Origin of the sequence: Rathayibacter sp. Leaf296, assembly GCF_001423045.1 — a bacterium.
Lineage (GTDB): Bacteria > Actinomycetota > Actinomycetes > Actinomycetales > Microbacteriaceae > Rathayibacter > Rathayibacter caricis.
In genome coordinates this window covers 19,341-34,948 of sequence record NZ_LMNR01000002.1, presented here as the reverse complement: position 1 = coordinate 34,948, position 15,608 = coordinate 19,341, and the positions used below count along the sequence as shown (strand labels likewise).

Here is a 15,608-nt window from a genome sequence, read left to right as displayed (position 1 = left end):
CGGCACGACGCGACAGCCTGTAGGCGATACCACCCCGATACGAGAGCGAGACGGCCATGCCCAGTTCCTCAGACCGCGAGAAGTCCCTCGAGACCGCACTCGCGCAGATCGACCGCCAGTTCGGCAAGGGCGCCGTCATGCGTCTCGGCAGCGATGAGCGCGCCCCTGTCGAGGTGATCCAGACGGGCTCCATCGCGCTCGACGTCGCGCTCGGCATCGGCGGGCTCCCGCGCGGCCGCATCGTCGAGATCTACGGCCCCGAGTCCTCCGGAAAGACGACCCTCACCCTGCACGCGATCGCCAACGCCCAGCGCAACGGCGGCATCGCGGCCTTCATCGACGCCGAGCACGCGCTCGACCCGGAGTACGCGAAGAAGCTCGGCGTCGACATCGACTCCCTCCTCGTCTCGCAGCCCGACACGGGTGAGCAGGCCCTCGAGATCGCCGACATGCTCGTGCGCTCCGGTTCCATCGACCTGATCGTCATCGACTCCGTCGCGGCGCTCGTGCCCCGTGCCGAGATCGAGGGCGAGATGGGCGACTCGCACGTCGGCCTCCAGGCCCGACTCATGTCGCAGGCGCTCCGCAAGCTCACCGGTGGTCTGAACACGACGAACACCACCATGATCTTCATCAACCAGCTGCGCGAGAAGATCGGCGTCTTCTTCGGAAGCCCCGAGACCACCGCGGGCGGCAAGGCGCTCAAGTTCTACGCTTCCGTCCGACTCGACATCCGCCGCATCGAGACGCTGAAGGACGGCACCGACGCCGTCGGAAACCGCACCCGCGTCAAGGTCGTCAAGAACAAGATGGCCCCGCCCTTCAAGCAGGCCGAGTTCGACATCCTCTACGGCATCGGCATCTCGCGCGAGGGCAGCCTCATCGACTTCGGTGTCGAGCACGAGATCGTCCGCAAGTCCGGCGCCTGGTACACCTACGACGGTGATCAGCTCGGACAGGGCAAGGAGAAGGCGCGTCAGTTCCTCATCGACAACCCCGACATCGCGGCCGAGATCGAGAAGCGCATCCTGATCAAGCTGGGCGTGGTCGCCGACCCGAACGCGGTGAAGGACGCGGCTCCGGTCGCGATCGAGACGAAGCAGCCGGTCGCCAAGCAGCCCGTCCGCAAGGGCGCTTGAGCCCGGTGAGCGGGTCGGAAGGGTCGACGGGAGCGGGCCGTCCCGTCGCCTTCCTGCCCTGGGTGTCCGAGGGCGAGCGCGAGTCGGAGGCGTCCGCCTCCACTCCGGTCGTCGCTGAGGCGGGCGACGAGCGGACGGATCGGATCACCGAGCTGTCCGCGCACGTCGCCCGCCGCTCCGCGGAACCCGCCGAGGTCGCGGAGGTCCCGGAGGGCGCACCGGATTCCTGGGACGCCGACGAGGACGCCTCGGAGCTCCCGGAGGAGCCCGACCCCGAGCAGATCGCCGATCGCATCGTGCGCGGGCTCGCGCGGAAGAGCCTCTCGGTCGCAGAGGTGGAGGCTCGCCTCTACACCGAGGGAGTCGCCGAGAAGGACGCACTCGAGATCCTCGACCGGTTCGCCCGGTTCGGCTACCTCGACGATCACCGCATGGCCGAGCAGCTCGTCACGCAGCTGCGCGAGCGGAAGAAGCTCGGGCGGTCCTCGATCATGCAGGAGCTCCGGGCCCGCAAGCTCGACGCCGACGCGATCGCGACGGCCCTCGACGAGCTGGACGGCGACGACGAGTACCGCACGGCCGTGGAGCTCGCGCGCAAGCGCCTCCCGAGCCTGCGGTCGCTGTCGGACGAGGTCGCCGAGCGGCGGCTGACGGGCTTCCTCGCCCGCCGGGGCTACTCCGGTGCCCTCGTGCAGCGCGTGGTGCGCGAGACGGTGCGCAAGCCCGGTTCGAGCGTGCGCTTCCGCTGATCCGCCGCCCCGGGCGGGTCGCCGCGCCGCTCGGGAGGGTCTCCGGGCGGCGCGTAGAATCCGAGACCATGACTACGCTCATCCCCGCTCCGGTCCCCGCCGCCGGCATCCGTCCGAGGACCTACGAGGTCCGCACCTTCGGCTGCCAGATGAACGTCCACGACTCCGAGCGCCTGAGCGGCTCCCTCGAGGCGGCCGGCTACGTGCCGGCCGACGGTGCCGAGGCCGACGTGGTGGTCATCAACACCTGCGCCGTCCGCGAGAACGCGGACAACAAGCTGTACGGCAACCTCGGGCACCTCGCCTCGGTGAAGCGGCGGCACGAGGGCATGCAGATCGCCGTCGGCGGCTGTCTCGCCCAGAAGGACAAGAACGTCATCCTCGACAAGGCCCCGTGGGTCGACGTCGTCTTCGGCACGCACAACATGGGCGCGCTCCCCAGCCTGCTCGAGCGCGCGCGGCACAACGACGAAGCGCAGCTCGAGATCCTCGAGTCTCTCGACGTCTTCCCGTCGACCCTTCCCACCAAGCGGGACTCGACCTACAGCGGCTGGGTGTCCATCTCGGTCGGCTGCAACAACACCTGCACCTTCTGCATCGTCCCGTCCCTCCGCGGCAAGGAGAAGGACCGCCGTCCGGGCGACGTCCTCGCCGAGATCCAGGCGCTCGTCGACGACGGCGCGATCGAGGTGACTCTCCTCGGGCAGAACGTGAACTCGTACGGCGTCGAGTTCGGCGATCGGCAGGCGTTCTCGAAGCTCCTCCGCGCCGCGGGGACGATCGACGGCCTCGAGCGCATCCGCTTCACGAGCCCGCACCCCGCGGCCTTCACCGACGACGTCATCGACGCGATGGCCGAGACCTCTGCGGTCATGCCGCAGCTGCACATGCCGTTGCAGTCGGGGTCAGACCGGATCCTGAAGGCCATGCGCCGCTCCTACCGTTCCGAGCGCTTCCTCGGGATCCTCGAGCGCGTCCGCGCGCGCATCCCTCACGCGGCGATCAGCACCGACATCATCGTCGGCTTCCCGGGCGAGACGGAAGCCGATTTCGCCGAGACGCTGCGGGTCGTCGAGGAGGCGCGCTTCGCGTCCGCCTTCACCTTCCAGTACTCGATCCGCCCCGGCACCCCGGCCGCGACGATGCCCGACCAGGTGCCGAAGGAGGTCGTCCAGGAGCGCTACGAGCGGCTGGTCGCCCTCCAGGACGCGATCAGCGAGCAGGAGAACCGCGCCGTCGTCGGGCGCGAGGTGCACGTGCTCGTCGCCACGGGGGAGGGGCGTCGCGACGCCGCGACCCACCGGCTCAGCGGCCGCGCGGAGGACAGCCGCCTGGTGCACTTCGACGTGCCCGCGGGCTCGGAGCAGCCGCGTCCGGGAGACGTCGCCACGGTGCGGATCACCCGTGCGGCGCCGTTCTACCTCCTGGCGGACTCCGCGGACGGAGCGCCGCTGCGCATCCGCCGCACGCGGGCGGGCGACGCCTGGGACCGTTCGCAGACCGAGTCCTGCGGAGTCCCCCCGACGTCCGAGGGAGCCGCGCCGCGGGTCCCCCTCGGCCTGCCGTCGCTCCGCGTGCGCCCCGCGGCGCTCACGACTCCGATCTACGACGCCCTCGATGGCGAGCGCTGAGCCGCCCGCGCCGGAGGTGATCGCGGTCGTCGGAGCGACCGGCACGGGCAAGTCCGAGCTCGCCCTCGACCTCGCCGAATGGGTGCTCCGCTCCGGCCGTACGGCCGAGATCGTGAACGCCGACGCCATGCAGCTCTACCGCGGCATGGACATCGGCACGGCGAAGCTCGCGCCCGAGGAGCGGCGGGGCGTCCCGCACCACCTGCTCGACGTTCTCGACGTGACGGAGGAGGCGTCGGTCGCCCGCTATCAGGCCGAAGCGCGTCGTGTCATCGACGAGGTGCTGTCGCGCGGAGCCGTCCCGATCCTGGTCGGCGGCTCCGGACTCTACGTGTCCAGCGTCGTCTTCGAGTTCTCCTTCGCCGGCACCGATCCGGACGTGCGCCGCGCCCTCGAGGAGACGGCGGAGCTCGAAGGCCCGGCCGTGCTCTTCGAGCGGTTGCGCGCGATCGACGCGGATGTGGCCGGTCGGATCGGTCCGCACAACCTGCGCCGCATCGTCCGTGCACTCGAGATCGCCGAGCTGACCGGCTCGCCGCACAGCGCACTCATGTCGGACGAACCGCAGTCGTGGCGACCGGCCGCGCTCCTGTTCCTCGAGGCGCCCCGCGAGGTGCTCGTGCCACGGCTCGACGCCCGCGTCGAGCGGATGTGGGCGGCCGGGATGCTCGACGAGATCGACGCACTGATCCCGCTGGGGATCGAGCGAGGTGTGACCGCGAGCCGCGCCATCGGTTACGCGCAGGCGCTCGCACAACGGGCGGGCGAGTCGACGCAGGAGGAGGCGATCGCCTCCACGCAGGCGCTGACGCGCAGGTATGCGCGGCGTCAGAACAGCTGGTTCCGCCGGTACCGCGACGCCCACCGGCTGCCGTCGGGAGCCTCGGATCTGCTCGAGCGCGCGATCCCCGCCGCCCAGCTCGGCGGCCCGCCGTCTCGCTAGGCTGTCCGCCATGACCATCGAGCTGCACTTCACCAAGGGCCAGGGCACCGGCAACGACTTCGTGCTCTTCAGCGACCCGGACGGCGAGGTGGAGCTCACTCCCGCGCAGATCGCGATGATCTGCGACCGGCACTTCGGAGTCGGGGCCGACGGGCTCATCCGTGCCGTGCGCTCGAAGGCGATCGCCGAGGGAACCGCGTCGCTGTCCGAGGAGCCGGAGGCCGAGTGGTTCATGGACTACCGCAACGCCGACGGCTCGATCGCCGAGATGTGCGGCAACGGCATCCGCGTCTACGCCGCGTTCCTCCTCGCCGGCGGCCTGGCCGAGCTCGAGCCCGGCGACACGCTGCCGATCGGCACCCGGGCCGGTGTGCGCGACGTCACCCGCAGCGGAGCAGGGTTCCAGGTGGACCTCGGGCGCTGGCGGCTGGCGGGCGGCGAGCCCCTGGTGCGCGCGAAGGAACTGAAGGTCGCGCGTCCGGGCATCGGCATCGATCTCGGCAACCCGCACGTCGTCGTCGCGCTCAGCAACGACGAGGAGCTCGACTCCGCCGACCTGACCTACATCCCGCAGCTCGACCCCGAGCCCGTCGATGGGGCGAACGTCGAGTTCGTCGTGCCGGGGGAGCCGCTCATCCACGACGGCATCGGCCGCATCCGGATGCGCGTGCACGAGCGCGGCAGCGGCGAGACCCTGAGCTGCGGCACCGGCGCTGCTGCAGCGGCCCTGGCGGTCCGCTACTGGGCGGGGGAGCGCGCTCCGCAGTCCTGGCGCGTCGATGTGCCCGGCGGCACCCTCGGGGTGTCGATGTTCGCCACAGAGGAGGGTGAGCACGTGGGTCTCTCGGGGCCTGCCGATCTCGTCTACACCGGCACGATCCGGATCGACTGAGCCCGCTCCGTCAGATCCGTGTCGTCCGCAGCACGCGGAAGCCCTTCGAGACGGCGGTGCGCTCCACCTCCAGGCGATCGGCGAACGTCTCGGTCAGCCAGGTCTGGAGCGAGTCGGAGCCGAGGTTGCGCTGCACGACGAGCCAGGCGTCCGCTCCGGTCTCGAGGCGGGGGAGCCAGCGCTCGAGCAGAGCGTGGAGCTCGACCTTGCCGATCCGGATCGGCGGGTTGGACCAGACCGTGCGGAACCGCACGTCGTCGGGAACATCCTCGGGCAGCACGGCGTTGACATTGGTGACGCCGAGTTCCTCGCAGTTGCGACGGACCAGCTCGAGCGCCCGCTGGTTGACGTCGACCGCCCACACCCGGGCGTCCGGTGCGTCGAGGGCGAGCGCGAGGGCGATAGGGCCCCAGCCGCAGCCGAGGTCCAGCAGGTCCCCGCCGGCGGGAGGCTCGGGGACGGTGTCCAGCAGGACGCGCGTTCCCAGATCCACGTGGCCGGGGCTGAACACGCCTCCGGCGGTGGTGAGCTCGATGTCGCGGCCGGCGAGACGGGCCGTGATCCTGCGGGGCCGGATGTCGCCGTCGGGAGTGCTCGTGAAGTAGTGCTCGGCGGCCATGGGAAGTGAACTTATCAACAGCTGAGGAGTTAGTGTTATCCGGATGACGGAAGACCTGAACGAGACCGACACGACCGAGGCCGTGGACGTCGTCTCGAGGGTCCTGGCGAACGCGCAGTCGCGGTCGGCGGGATACTCGCGCTTCGTCGCGGGCGGCGCACAGGCGCTGCAGACCTCGGGCCACGAGGGCGAGGACTCGGACGGCGAGCAGTTCGACCGTGCCGACCGCCAAGCCCTGCGACGCGTCGCCGGTCTGTCCACCGAGCTCGAGGACGTCACGGAGGTCGAGTACCGGCAGCTCCGCCTCGAGAACGTCGTGCTGATCGGCGTGTACTCGCAGGGCTCGCTCGAGGACGCGGAGAACTCGCTGCACGAGCTCGCCGCCCTCGCCGAGACCGCGGGCGCGACCGTCCTCGACGGGCTGCTGCAGAGGCGTCCGCACCCCGACCCGAGCACCTACCTCGGCAAGGGCAAGGCCCAGGAGCTCGCGGGAGTCGTCGCAGCCCTCGGAGCCGACACGGTGGTCGCCGACACCGAGCTCGCACCGAGCCAGCGTCGCGCACTCGAGGACGTCGTGAAGGTGAAGGTGATCGACCGCACCGCGGTGATCCTCGACATCTTCAGCCAGCACGCCAAGAGCCGCGAGGGCAAGGCGCAGGTCGAGCTCGCTCAGCTCGAGTACCTCCTCCCGCGACTGCGCGGATGGGGTGAGTCCATGTCGCGCCAGGCCGGTGGCCAGGTGGGCGCGGGAGCCGGTATGGGCTCGCGCGGACCGGGTGAGACGAAGATCGAGCTCGACCGTCGCCGCATCCACACGCGCATGGCGCGGCTGCGCAAGCAGATCACCGCGATGAAGCCCGCGCGCGAGGCGAAGCGCGCGAACCGCAAGCGGAACGCCGTGCCCTCCGTCGCCATCGCCGGCTACACCAACGCCGGCAAGTCGAGCCTCCTGAACCGCATGACGCACGCCGGGGTCCTCGTCGAGAACTCGCTGTTCGCCACGCTGGACGCGACCGTCCGCAAGGCCCAGACGGCCGACGGCCGGCTGTACACGTTCGCCGACACGGTCGGCTTCGTGCGCGCACTGCCGCACCAGCTGGTCGAGGCGTTCCGCTCGACGCTGGAGGAGGTCGCCGATTCTGACATCATCGTCCACGTCGTCGACGGCTCGCACCCCGATCCCGCCGGGCAGATCGCGACCGTGCGCGACGTGATCGGCGAAGTCGGAGCGCGCGGGATCCCCGAGATCATCGCCTTCAACAAGTCCGACCTGGTCGACGAGGGCACGCGCCTCGTCCTCCGCGGGCTCGCTCCGGATGCCGTCTTCGTGTCCGCGCGGACCGGCGAGGGCATCGATGAGCTGCAGGCCAGGATCGCCGAGATCCTGCCCGAGCCAGACGTCGAGATCGACCTGCTCGTCCCCTACGACCGCGGCGACGTGGTGTCGCACCTGCACCGCAGCGGCCGCATCCTGGCGACCGAGTACGTCGACGGAGGGACCCGCGTCCAGGCGCTCGTCCACCAGGACCTGGCGGGCTCGCTGGCCGAGTTCGCCGCCCCCGCGGCGGCCGTCGAGGCCTGACCGCACGACGCGAGTGCCCGCACTCTCCGCTGAGGGGAGGCGGGCGCTCCGTCGTCTCCGGAGCCGCCGAGCGCCACCCCCGACGTCGCCCTCCGTGTCGCTCCTCGACGGCGCGGCACCGCCCTCCCCACGGTGGTCCCAGGAGGCCCGACGGTCCACGCGCCCTTTCCGGCGAGCCGGCTCCGGACCGACCCGGGCTGCGGCCCGAAGACTCGCGGCTGCGACGAGACCGTGGCGTCGCTGCGCACGAGGGTCGACACGGCCGTCGAGGCGTGGCGGGCTCCGGTGGAGGCCGTGGTCGAGAAGCGGAACGAGGAGGGGGCGGACGGCTCTCGGCCGTCCGCCCCCTCCTCCTGTCCTGACCGGGCTGCGTCGAGCGCGGTCGCAGCGGCTCAGACCGAGCGGAGCACGGCCACGATCTTCCCGAGCACCTCGGCCTCGTCGCCCAGGATGGGCTCGAAGTTGGAGTTGCGGGGGAGCAGCCAGGTGTGGCCGTCGCGCTGGCGGAGGACCTTCACCGTGGCCTCCCCGTCGAGCATGGCCGCGACGATCTCGCCGTTCTCGGCGGTGCGCTGCGAGCGGACGACGACCCAGTCCCCGTCGCAGATCGCCGCGTCGATCATCGACTCGCCGACGACCTTGAGCATGAAGAGCTCGCCCTTGCCGACGAGCTGGCGGGGGAGGGGGAACACCTCGTCGATCTGCTGGTCGGCGGTGATGGGGACGCCGGCCGCGATCCGGCCGACGAGCGGCACCATGGCGGCGTCGCCGACCGTGACGCTCGACTCGAACGACCCGTCGTCCTCGGTGGAGCTGGGGACGTCGATGAGGATCTCGAGCGCGCGCGGGCGGTTCGGGTCGCGCCGGAGGTATCCGCTGAGCTCGAGCTGGTTGAGCTGGTGCGTGACGCTCGAGAGCGAGGCGAGTCCGACGGCGTCGCCGATCTCGCGCATGCTCGGCGGATAGCCCCGGCTCGAGACGGAACGCTGGATCACGTCGAGGATCGCGAGCTGCTTCGCGCTCAGGTTCTTCCGGCGCCGTCCGGTGCCCTGCTTCGCCTTGGCGGTCTGCGCGTCGCTCACGTCGTCCTCTCTCGGCGCGCACCCCGCGTGCGCGCCCGCCCGGCTCCTCGGTCGATCACCGATGTCGGTGGTCGCTGCTGTACTACCAGCGGGCTCTCGAAACTGTATCCGCCGAGGGTTCCCGTTCGGAACATTCGTTCGAGTGTGTCGCGCGATCCGTCGACGGATACGACGCGACAGGCTCTTGCCTCTCGCTTTATTCGAAGATATATTCGGAACAGAGATTCGGGGCGGCCTCCCGGCCGAGGTCCGCCCCGAGTCCCTGCTGAAAGGAGCGATCCCCATGATCGACCAGCACATCGACCAGCATCGCGTCACCTCCGGCCCGGAGGCGCACGCTTCCGCCCTCGCGGCTCCTGCCGTCGCCTCGCCCGCCGTCGCTCGCGTGCGCCTGCGGATCACCCGCCGCGGTCGTGGCGTCCTCGCCGTGCTCGGCGCGCTCCCGATAGTGGCGGGCGCGTTCGCGTTCGGCCTCAACGGAGGGGGAGCGGTCGCGTCCGGCGAGTCCTCCGACGTGCGGTTCCAGTACGTGACGGTCCGCGCGGGCGAGTCCCTCTGGTCCCTCGCCGAGGACATCGCTCCGGGCTCCGACCCGCGCGACGTCGTCTCCGACCTCCTCTCGCTCAACCAGCTGTCCAGCGCCGGCCTCGAGCCCGGGCAGCGGCTCGCCGTTCCCTCCGAGTACGAGCTGGCACGCTGATGCCTCCGCTGCCCGCCCTCCGTTGAGACTCGGGCGGGCAGGCGGCAACGGGATCGTTCCGCCGGTCGCCGCTACCATTCCCTGGTGACGACTCTCGACGACCTCCCCCTCCGCGACGACCTCCGAGGGAAGCTGCCGTACGGCGCTCCGCAGAAGACCGTCCCCGTGGCCCTCAACGTCAACGAGAACACCCACCCGGTCCCCGACCAGGTCATCGCCGACATCGTCGAGCGGGTGTCGATCGCCCTGCGGACGGTCAACCGCTACCCCGATCGCGAGTTCCGGGAGCTGCGCGACTCGCTCGCCGCCTACCTCGGGCACGGTCTGACCGCCGACGGCGTCTGGGCGGCGAACGGCTCCAACGAGGTCCTGCAGCACATCCTCCAGGCCTTCGGCGGCCCGGGGCGGTCGGTGCTCGGATTCGCGCCCACCTACTCGATGTACTCGATCCTCGCCTCCGGCAGCGGCACCGAGTGGATCGGCGCTCCGCGACAGGACGACTTCGAGGTCGGTGCCGAGTACGCGGCCGAGCAGGTCCGACTCGCGCAGCCCGACCTCGTCTTCCTCTGCGCGCCCAACAACCCGACGGGCACGCCCCTGTCCCTCGAGACCGTCGAGGCGGTCTACGACGCCACGGACGGCATCGTCGTGGTCGACGAGGCGTACGCCGAGTTCGGGGGCTCCGGCGCGCCAACCGCGCTGAGCCTGCTCGCAGGACGGCCGCGCCTCCTCGTCTCCCGCACGATGAGCAAGGCGTTCGCCTTCGCGGGCGTGCGTCTGGGGTACCTCGCCGCCGACCCGGCCGTCGTCGACGCGCTGCGCCTCGTCCGCCTGCCCTACCACCTCTCCGCACTCACGCAGGCAGCCGCGACCGCCGCTCTGGCGCACTCCGACGAGATGCTGGCCATGGTGGGCGACATCATCGAGCAGCGCGACCGCATGGTCGTCGGTCTCCGCGAGCTCGGCTACACCCCGCACGCGAGCGGCAGCAACTTCGTGCTCTTCGGGGGAGTCGCGGATCCGGGCGCGACCTTCGAGGCGCTCCTCGCCCGGGGCGTCCTCATCCGCGACGTCGGCATCGCGAACCACTTGCGCGTGAGCGCCGGCACCGCGGAGGAGACGACGGCGTTCCTCGACGCCCTCGCGTCCCTGCCCGCCCTCGACGCCGACCCCGCCGCAGCACTCGCTCACGAGTAGCGCCCGGCCCGAGGGTGGCCGCGGAGCGGCGAATAGACTGGTCGCATGACCTCTCCGAGCGCCGCACCCGGGCGCACCGCCTCCCTCAGCCGTGCCACCAGCGAGTCGAGCATCGAGCTCTCGATCGACTTGGACGGCACCGGCACCGCGGACCTCGAGACCGGTGTGCCGTTCTTCGACCACCTGCTCACCGCCTTCGCCAAGCACTCGCTCACCGACCTCCGCGTCCGGGCGACGGGCGACATCGAGATCGACATCCACCACACGGCCGAGGACATCGGCATCGCGCTCGGCACCGCCATCCGTCAGGCCCTCGGCGACAAGTCGGGCATCTCGCGGTTCGGCGATGCGCTGGTTCCGCTCGACGAGGCCCTCGTGCAGGCCGTCGTCGACATCTCCGGACGCCCCTATCTGGTGCACAGCGGCGAGCCGGAGGGCTTCGCCCTCCACCTCATCGGCGGGCACTTCACCGGCTCCATGGTGCGCCACGTCTTCGAGGCGATCGCCTTCAACGCGGGTCTCACCGTGCACATCACCGTGCTCGGCGGACGCGACCCCCACCACATCGCGGAGGCCGAGTTCAAGGCCTTCGCTCGCGCGTTCCGTCAGGCCAAGGCGCTCGACCCGCTCGTCGTCGGCGTGCCCTCGACCAAGGGCGCCCTGTGAGCGGCCGCCCCTCGGTCGTCGTGTACGACTACGGATCCGGCAACGTCCACTCCGCCGTCAAGGCGCTCGAGCTCGCCGGCGCCGACGTCGAGCTGACGTCGGACCGCACGAAGGCGCTCGAGGCCGACGGACTCCTCGTTCCCGGCGTCGGCGCGTTCAGCGCGGTCATGGACGCCCTCACGAAGGCGCGCGGCGGCGAGATCATCGACAAGCGCCTGTCCGGCGGGCGCCCCGTGCTGGGCATCTGCGTCGGGATGCAGGTGCTGTTCGAGCGCGGCGTCGAGCGCGGAGTCGAGAGCGAGGGTCTGGGCGAGTGGCCCGGCACGGTCGACCTCCTGCCGGCCGACGTCGTTCCGCACATGGGCTGGAACACGGTCAGTGCGCCCGAGGGCTCGGTGCTCTTCGAGGGCATCGCCGATGAGCGCTTCTACTTCGTGCACTCCTACGGCGCCCGGGAGTGGTCGCTCGACGTCATGCCGCCGTTCCCCGCTCCGGCCGTCACCTGGGCCGATCACGGCGGCCCCTTCATCGCCGCCGTCGAGAACGGGCCGCTCTCGGCCACCCAGTTCCACCCCGAGAAGTCCGGCGCGGCGGGCCTGCGCCTGCTCTCGAATTGGCTGGGCGGGCTCCGCACGAACTAGGATCGGCCGGTGGTCGGCGCCGCTCCCCGTGAGCGCCGCCTCCGCACCAGGGCTCCCGAGACTGAGGATGACGATGAGCGAGTTCACCAAGGCCCCGGGCCTTGTCCTTCTCCCCGCGATCGATGTGGCGGGCGGCAAGGCCGTCCGGCTGACGCAGGGCGAGGCCGGGACCGAGACCAACTACGGTGACCCCATCGACGCCGCCGGCGACTGGGCGGATCAGGGTGCGGAGTGGATCCACCTCGTCGACCTCGACGCCGCGTTCGGCCGCGGCGACAACCACGGCATCATGAAGAAGGTGATCCGGCAGGTCAAGGGCGTCAACGTCGAGCTCTCCGGCGGAATCCGCGATGACCGCAGCCTCGAGTCCGCGCTGAGCGCCGGAGCGAAGCGCATCAACCTCGGCACCGCCGCCCTCGAGAACCCCGAGTGGGCCGCCAGCGTCATCGCGCAGTACGGCGATCAGATCGCCGTCGGTCTCGACGTGCGCGGCACCACCCTCGCGGCCCGCGGCTGGACGAAGGAGGGCGGCGACCTCTGGCAGGTCCTCGACCGCCTCGAGGCGGCCGGCTGCACCCGCTACGTCGTCACCGACGTCACCAAGGACGGCACCCTCAAGGGACCGAACCTCGAGCTGCTCGAGCAGGTCATGGCCCGCACCCGCCGCCCGGTGATCGCCTCCGGCGGGATCTCGAACCTCGACGACATCGCCGCCCTGCGTGATCTCGTCCCGCAGGGCCTCGAGGGCGCGATCGTGGGCAAGGCGCTCTACGCCGGTGCCTTCACGCTCGCGGAGGCGCTGGATGTCGCGTCCGAGTGACGGACGCGCTCTCCCCTCGCACCTGACCGACTCCGCCGGCACCCCCTGGGCGGGCCGCCACTTCGAGCCGAGTGCGGCCAGCGAGGACGATGGTCGGGCGCCGGAACCGCTCGTGAGCGCTCTCGCCGCCTTCGCCGACGGCTCGCGCGGTCCGGATGCGGTCGTCGACGCGCTGCGAGGGTCCCGTCTGCTGATTCCGCTCGTGGCGCACCTCGGCGAGGAGGGCGACGAGGTCGCCGGGCTCCGGACCGACAAGACGCAGGAGCTGTCGATCGTCACGGTGGCCGGCCCCGATGGTCGCGACGTCCTGCCGGTGTTCAGCAGCGTCGACGCGATGCGGCGCTGGGACCCCACGGCGCGCCCCGTGCCCGTCGACGGGCGCCGTGCCGCGCTCGCCGCCGTCGCAGAGTCGACCGAGGTGATGGTCCTCGACCCGGTGTCCGAGCACGAGTTCGCGGTGCGTCGGCCCGCGCTGTGGGCGATCGCCGAGGGAACGCCGTGGAGCAGTGCCGCGGAGGACTCCGAGGTGCTCCGCGCGCTGCGGGCGTCCGCGGAGCAGGAGCCGGTGGTCGTCTCGGTCGACGTCCGAGCCGGAGATCCGCGTCAGCGGCTGCAGGGTCCCGAGGTCGTCGTGGTGCTGGCACTCGCTCCCGGACTCGACCGCGAGGCACTCGGCGCACTCGTCTCCCGCCTGGGGGAGAGGTGGGCCGCCGACGGGATCATCGCCTCACGGGTCGACTCGCTCTCGGTCCGGCTGGCTCCGGCTCCCTGACTCAGGTGACCGGGCCCGTCCACTTCTCGCCCGGGCCTTTGCCGATCGGGTCGGCGATCGGCGAGGCCTCGCGGAACGCGAGCTGGAGGGTGCGCAGTCCGTCGCGCAGGCTGCGTGCGTGCATGTCGCTGATGTCCGGAGCGCCGGCGGTCACGAGGCCGGCGAGCGCGTTGATGAGCTTCCGTGCTTCGTCGAGGTCGACCTGGGCGCCCGGCTCGTCGGCGAGGCCGCACTTCACCGCGGCGGCGCTCATGAGGTGGACCGCCGCCGTCGTGATGATCTCCACCGCGGGCACCTCCGCGATGTCGCGGGCGGCCTCCACGTCGGAGGAGGCGTCGGCGTCGCCGAAGCGCCGCACGTAGTCGTCGTCGTACTGGGCCATGGGTCCTTCGTTCGGTGGATCGGGCCCGCGGAGGGGGCCTCGCGCTGCGGCGGCGAGAGGCGACCGCATCCGCTCTGTCGCTCGGGCCGGGATTCTGCTAAGGTGATGCGGGCTCCGAGGCATGTCCTCGGTTCGAAAGTGGAGATTCTCCCACCCGCGCTTGACCGCTTCATTAGGTTACCGGGTCTGAAGCACTCCGCCCTCGGTGACGAGGGCAGGGCTGCGGCACCCGAGCGAAACCTCGGAGGCCGGGTCGCAGGGTGCGAGCACGTGCACGAGCACGTCAGGAATCTCCTCTCTCGGGATGCGCCGGATCAGAATCCGGCAGCAGAGCAGCTACTCACCGAGATCAGAGGAGAAACGCAATCAGCGATCCCCGTACCAACGACCGAATCCGCGTCCCCGAGGTCCGCCTCGTGGGTCCCGCCGGAGAACAGGTCGGCGTCGTGAAAATCGAGGTCGCCCTGCGACTCGCGCAGGACGCAGACCTGGATCTGGTCGAGGTTGCTCCCAACTCCAAGCCTCCCGTCGCCAAGATCATGGACTACGGGAAGTTCAAGTACGAGCAGGCCCAGAAGCTCAAGGAAGCCCGTCGCAACCAGGCGAACACGATCCTCAAGGAGGTCCGTTTCCGCCTGAAGATCGACAAGCACGACTACGAGACCAAGCGCAAGCGCGCCGAGGGCTTCCTGAAGGCCGGCGACAAGGTCAAGGCCATGATCCTGTTCCGCGGTCGCGAGCAGTCCCGCCCCGAGATGGGCGTCCGACTCCTGCAGCGATTCGCGGAGGACGTGTCCGAATTCGGTCAGGTCGAGTCCACCCCGACCATCGACGGTCGCAACATGGTGATGGTCATCGGCCCGCTGAAGAACAAGTCCGAGGCGAAGGCCGAGGCGAACGCGGTCCGCGCGGCTCGCCGCGAGGCCAACACCCCTGAGGAATCGGCCGAGGCCGAATCCGTCTGATACTTCGCCGCCCCGGCCTCGGGGCCGGCGGACGCCCTGCTCGCGGGGCACCGGTTTCGCCCCGCTGACGCGGGTGCGACGTGACAAGGAGAGAACATGCCCAAGATGAAGACCCACTCGGGTGCCAAGAAGCGCTTCAAGGTGACCGGCTCCGGCAAGGTCATGAAGCAGCAGGCCGGTATGCGTCACAACCTGGAGTCCAAGTCCAGCGTCCGCACCCGCCGCCTGAACCAGGACCAGGTCCTCGCCCCGCAGGACGCCAAGGTCGCCAAGAAGCTTCTCGGTCTGTAGCCCACGGCCGGCGCAGTCCGCTGCGCCGCGTGGTCCGCTGCACACCGACCCGGATCGATAGGAAGAAAAAGCAATGGCAAGAGTCAAGAGGGCGGTCAACGCCCACAAGAAGCGTCGCGTCATCCTCGAGCGCGCGTCGGGCTACCGCGGCCAGCGTTCGCGCCTGTACCGCAAGGCGAAGGAGCAGGTCACCCACTCCCTCGTCTACTCGTACCGCGACCGTCGCGCCAAGAAGGGCGAGTTCCGCCGCCTCTGGATCCAGCGCATCAACGCCGCCTCCCGTGCGAACGGCCTGACCTACAACCGCTTCATCCAGGGCCTCGCCCTGGCCGGCGTCCAGGTCGACCGCCGCATCCTCGCGGACCTCGCGATCACCGAGCCCGCGACCTTCGCCGCCCTCGTGGCCACCGCGAAGAACGCGCTGCCTGCCGACACCTCGGCGCCCAAGGCCGCCGCGTAGTCCTCGCTGCTCCCGGAGGGGGTCACGACCACTGGTCGTGGCCCCCTCCGTCGTTCCCCGAGGAGGCTCGACCGCAG

Annotated in this window: 18 protein-coding genes; 15 read left to right on the top strand and 3 right to left on the bottom strand. The window is 70.8% G+C overall.

Going from position 1 to position 15,608, the window contains the following annotated elements; genetic code table 11:
* Positions 1 to 56: 56 nt before the first annotated feature.
* The 5 genes from recA (at position 57) to dapF (ending at position 5,354) form a co-directional block, all read left to right on the top strand.
* The gene (gene recA, locus ASF46_RS10415) at positions 57 to 1,139 is read left to right on the top strand and encodes a recombinase RecA (protein ID WP_055793336.1); all 1,083 of its coding nucleotides are present in this window, start codon (positions 57 to 59) and stop codon (positions 1,137 to 1,139) included.
* A 5-nt stretch (positions 1,140 to 1,144) separates the two neighbouring features.
* Positions 1,145 to 1,888, top strand: a complete 744-nt coding sequence (locus ASF46_RS10410; protein ID WP_056867574.1) for a regulatory protein RecX — start codon at positions 1,145 to 1,147, stop codon at positions 1,886 to 1,888.
* Between the two features lie 68 nt (positions 1,889 to 1,956).
* Positions 1,957 to 3,519, top strand: coding sequence for a tRNA (N6-isopentenyl adenosine(37)-C2)-methylthiotransferase MiaB (gene miaB / locus ASF46_RS10405; protein ID WP_056867573.1), 1,563 nt, complete (start codon positions 1,957 to 1,959; stop codon positions 3,517 to 3,519).
* On the top strand, positions 3,506 to 4,462 hold the full coding sequence (miaA, locus tag ASF46_RS10400; RefSeq protein WP_056867572.1) for a tRNA (adenosine(37)-N6)-dimethylallyltransferase MiaA: 957 nt from the start codon (positions 3,506 to 3,508) through the stop codon (positions 4,460 to 4,462). Before miaB ends, miaA begins: the two co-directional genes overlap by 14 nt.
* A 10-nt stretch (positions 4,463 to 4,472) precedes the next feature.
* Positions 4,473 to 5,354, top strand: a complete 882-nt coding sequence (gene dapF, locus ASF46_RS10395; RefSeq protein ID WP_056867571.1) for a diaminopimelate epimerase — start codon at positions 4,473 to 4,475, stop codon at positions 5,352 to 5,354.
* 10 nt (positions 5,355 to 5,364) lie between these two features.
* Here the strand turns inward: dapF and ASF46_RS10390 are convergent, their stop codons facing one another.
* Positions 5,365 to 5,973 carry a class I SAM-dependent methyltransferase gene (locus ASF46_RS10390; protein WP_056867570.1) on the bottom strand — a complete coding sequence of 203 codons (609 nt, stop codon included), beginning with the start codon at positions 5,971 to 5,973 and terminating at the stop codon, positions 5,365 to 5,367.
* A gap of 43 nt (positions 5,974 to 6,016) precedes the next feature.
* Between ASF46_RS10390 and hflX the strand changes: the two genes are divergently transcribed.
* Positions 6,017 to 7,555 (top strand): GTPase HflX, encoded by a 1,539-nt coding sequence (hflX, locus tag ASF46_RS10385; RefSeq protein ID WP_056867569.1) that lies wholly within the window; start codon positions 6,017 to 6,019, stop codon positions 7,553 to 7,555.
* A 392-nt stretch (positions 7,556 to 7,947) separates the two neighbouring features.
* On the opposite strand, the gene lexA is transcribed toward hflX, so the two are convergent.
* Complete coding sequence (lexA, locus tag ASF46_RS10380) at positions 7,948 to 8,637, bottom strand: transcriptional repressor LexA (protein ID WP_055793315.1); 690 nt, start codon at positions 8,635 to 8,637, stop codon at positions 7,948 to 7,950.
* 283 nt (positions 8,638 to 8,920) lie between these two features.
* On the opposite strand from lexA, the gene ASF46_RS10375 reads away from it, so the two are divergent.
* The 6 genes from ASF46_RS10375 to ASF46_RS10350 all read left to right on the top strand — a co-directional run bounded on the left by ASF46_RS10375 (position 8,921) and on the right by ASF46_RS10350 (position 13,433).
* Positions 8,921 to 9,337 carry a LysM peptidoglycan-binding domain-containing protein gene (locus tag ASF46_RS10375; protein WP_056867568.1) on the top strand — a complete coding sequence of 139 codons (417 nt, stop codon included), beginning with the start codon at positions 8,921 to 8,923 and terminating at the stop codon, positions 9,335 to 9,337.
* An 84-nt stretch (positions 9,338 to 9,421) separates the two neighbouring features.
* Positions 9,422 to 10,534 (top strand): histidinol-phosphate transaminase, encoded by a 1,113-nt coding sequence (locus tag ASF46_RS10370; RefSeq protein WP_056867567.1) that lies wholly within the window; start codon positions 9,422 to 9,424, stop codon positions 10,532 to 10,534.
* Positions 10,535 to 10,579: 45 nt separating this feature from the next.
* Positions 10,580 to 11,200 carry an imidazoleglycerol-phosphate dehydratase HisB gene (gene hisB, locus ASF46_RS10365; RefSeq protein WP_056867566.1) on the top strand — a complete coding sequence of 207 codons (621 nt, stop codon included), beginning with the start codon at positions 10,580 to 10,582 and terminating at the stop codon, positions 11,198 to 11,200.
* Positions 11,197 to 11,841, top strand: coding sequence for an imidazole glycerol phosphate synthase subunit HisH (hisH, locus tag ASF46_RS10360; RefSeq protein ID WP_056867565.1), 645 nt, complete (start codon positions 11,197 to 11,199; stop codon positions 11,839 to 11,841). Before hisB ends, hisH begins: the two co-directional genes overlap by 4 nt.
* A gap of 73 nt (positions 11,842 to 11,914) precedes the next feature.
* A complete protein-coding gene (gene priA, locus ASF46_RS10355) occupies positions 11,915 to 12,661 on the top strand; it encodes a bifunctional 1-(5-phosphoribosyl)-5-((5-phosphoribosylamino)methylideneamino)imidazole-4-carboxamide isomerase/phosphoribosylanthranilate isomerase PriA (protein WP_056867564.1) in 747 nt (248 codons plus the stop codon).
* On the top strand, positions 12,645 to 13,433 hold the full coding sequence (locus ASF46_RS10350; RefSeq protein ID WP_056867563.1) for an SseB family protein: 789 nt from the start codon (positions 12,645 to 12,647) through the stop codon (positions 13,431 to 13,433). The genes priA and ASF46_RS10350 overlap by 17 nt, the downstream gene beginning before the upstream one ends.
* A 1-nt stretch (position 13,434) precedes the next feature.
* Here the strand turns inward: ASF46_RS10350 and ASF46_RS10345 are convergent, their stop codons facing one another.
* A complete protein-coding gene (locus ASF46_RS10345; protein ID WP_055793298.1) occupies positions 13,435 to 13,815 on the bottom strand; it encodes a DUF1844 domain-containing protein in 381 nt (126 codons plus the stop codon).
* A 365-nt stretch (positions 13,816 to 14,180) separates the two neighbouring features.
* Between ASF46_RS10345 and infC the strand changes: the two genes are divergently transcribed.
* The 3 genes from infC (at position 14,181) to rplT (ending at position 15,531) form a co-directional block, all read left to right on the top strand.
* Positions 14,181 to 14,780: a translation initiation factor IF-3 gene (gene infC, locus ASF46_RS10340; protein ID WP_077222490.1), complete on the top strand. Its 600-nt coding sequence runs from the start codon at positions 14,181 to 14,183 to the stop codon at positions 14,778 to 14,780.
* 96 nt (positions 14,781 to 14,876) lie between these two features.
* The gene (gene rpmI, locus ASF46_RS10335; protein WP_055793295.1) at positions 14,877 to 15,071 is read left to right on the top strand and encodes a 50S ribosomal protein L35; all 195 of its coding nucleotides are present in this window, start codon (positions 14,877 to 14,879) and stop codon (positions 15,069 to 15,071) included.
* A 73-nt stretch (positions 15,072 to 15,144) separates the two neighbouring features.
* Positions 15,145 to 15,531, top strand: coding sequence for a 50S ribosomal protein L20 (gene rplT / locus ASF46_RS10330; RefSeq protein ID WP_055793292.1), 387 nt, complete (start codon positions 15,145 to 15,147; stop codon positions 15,529 to 15,531).
* Positions 15,532 to 15,608 lie beyond the last annotated feature (77 nt).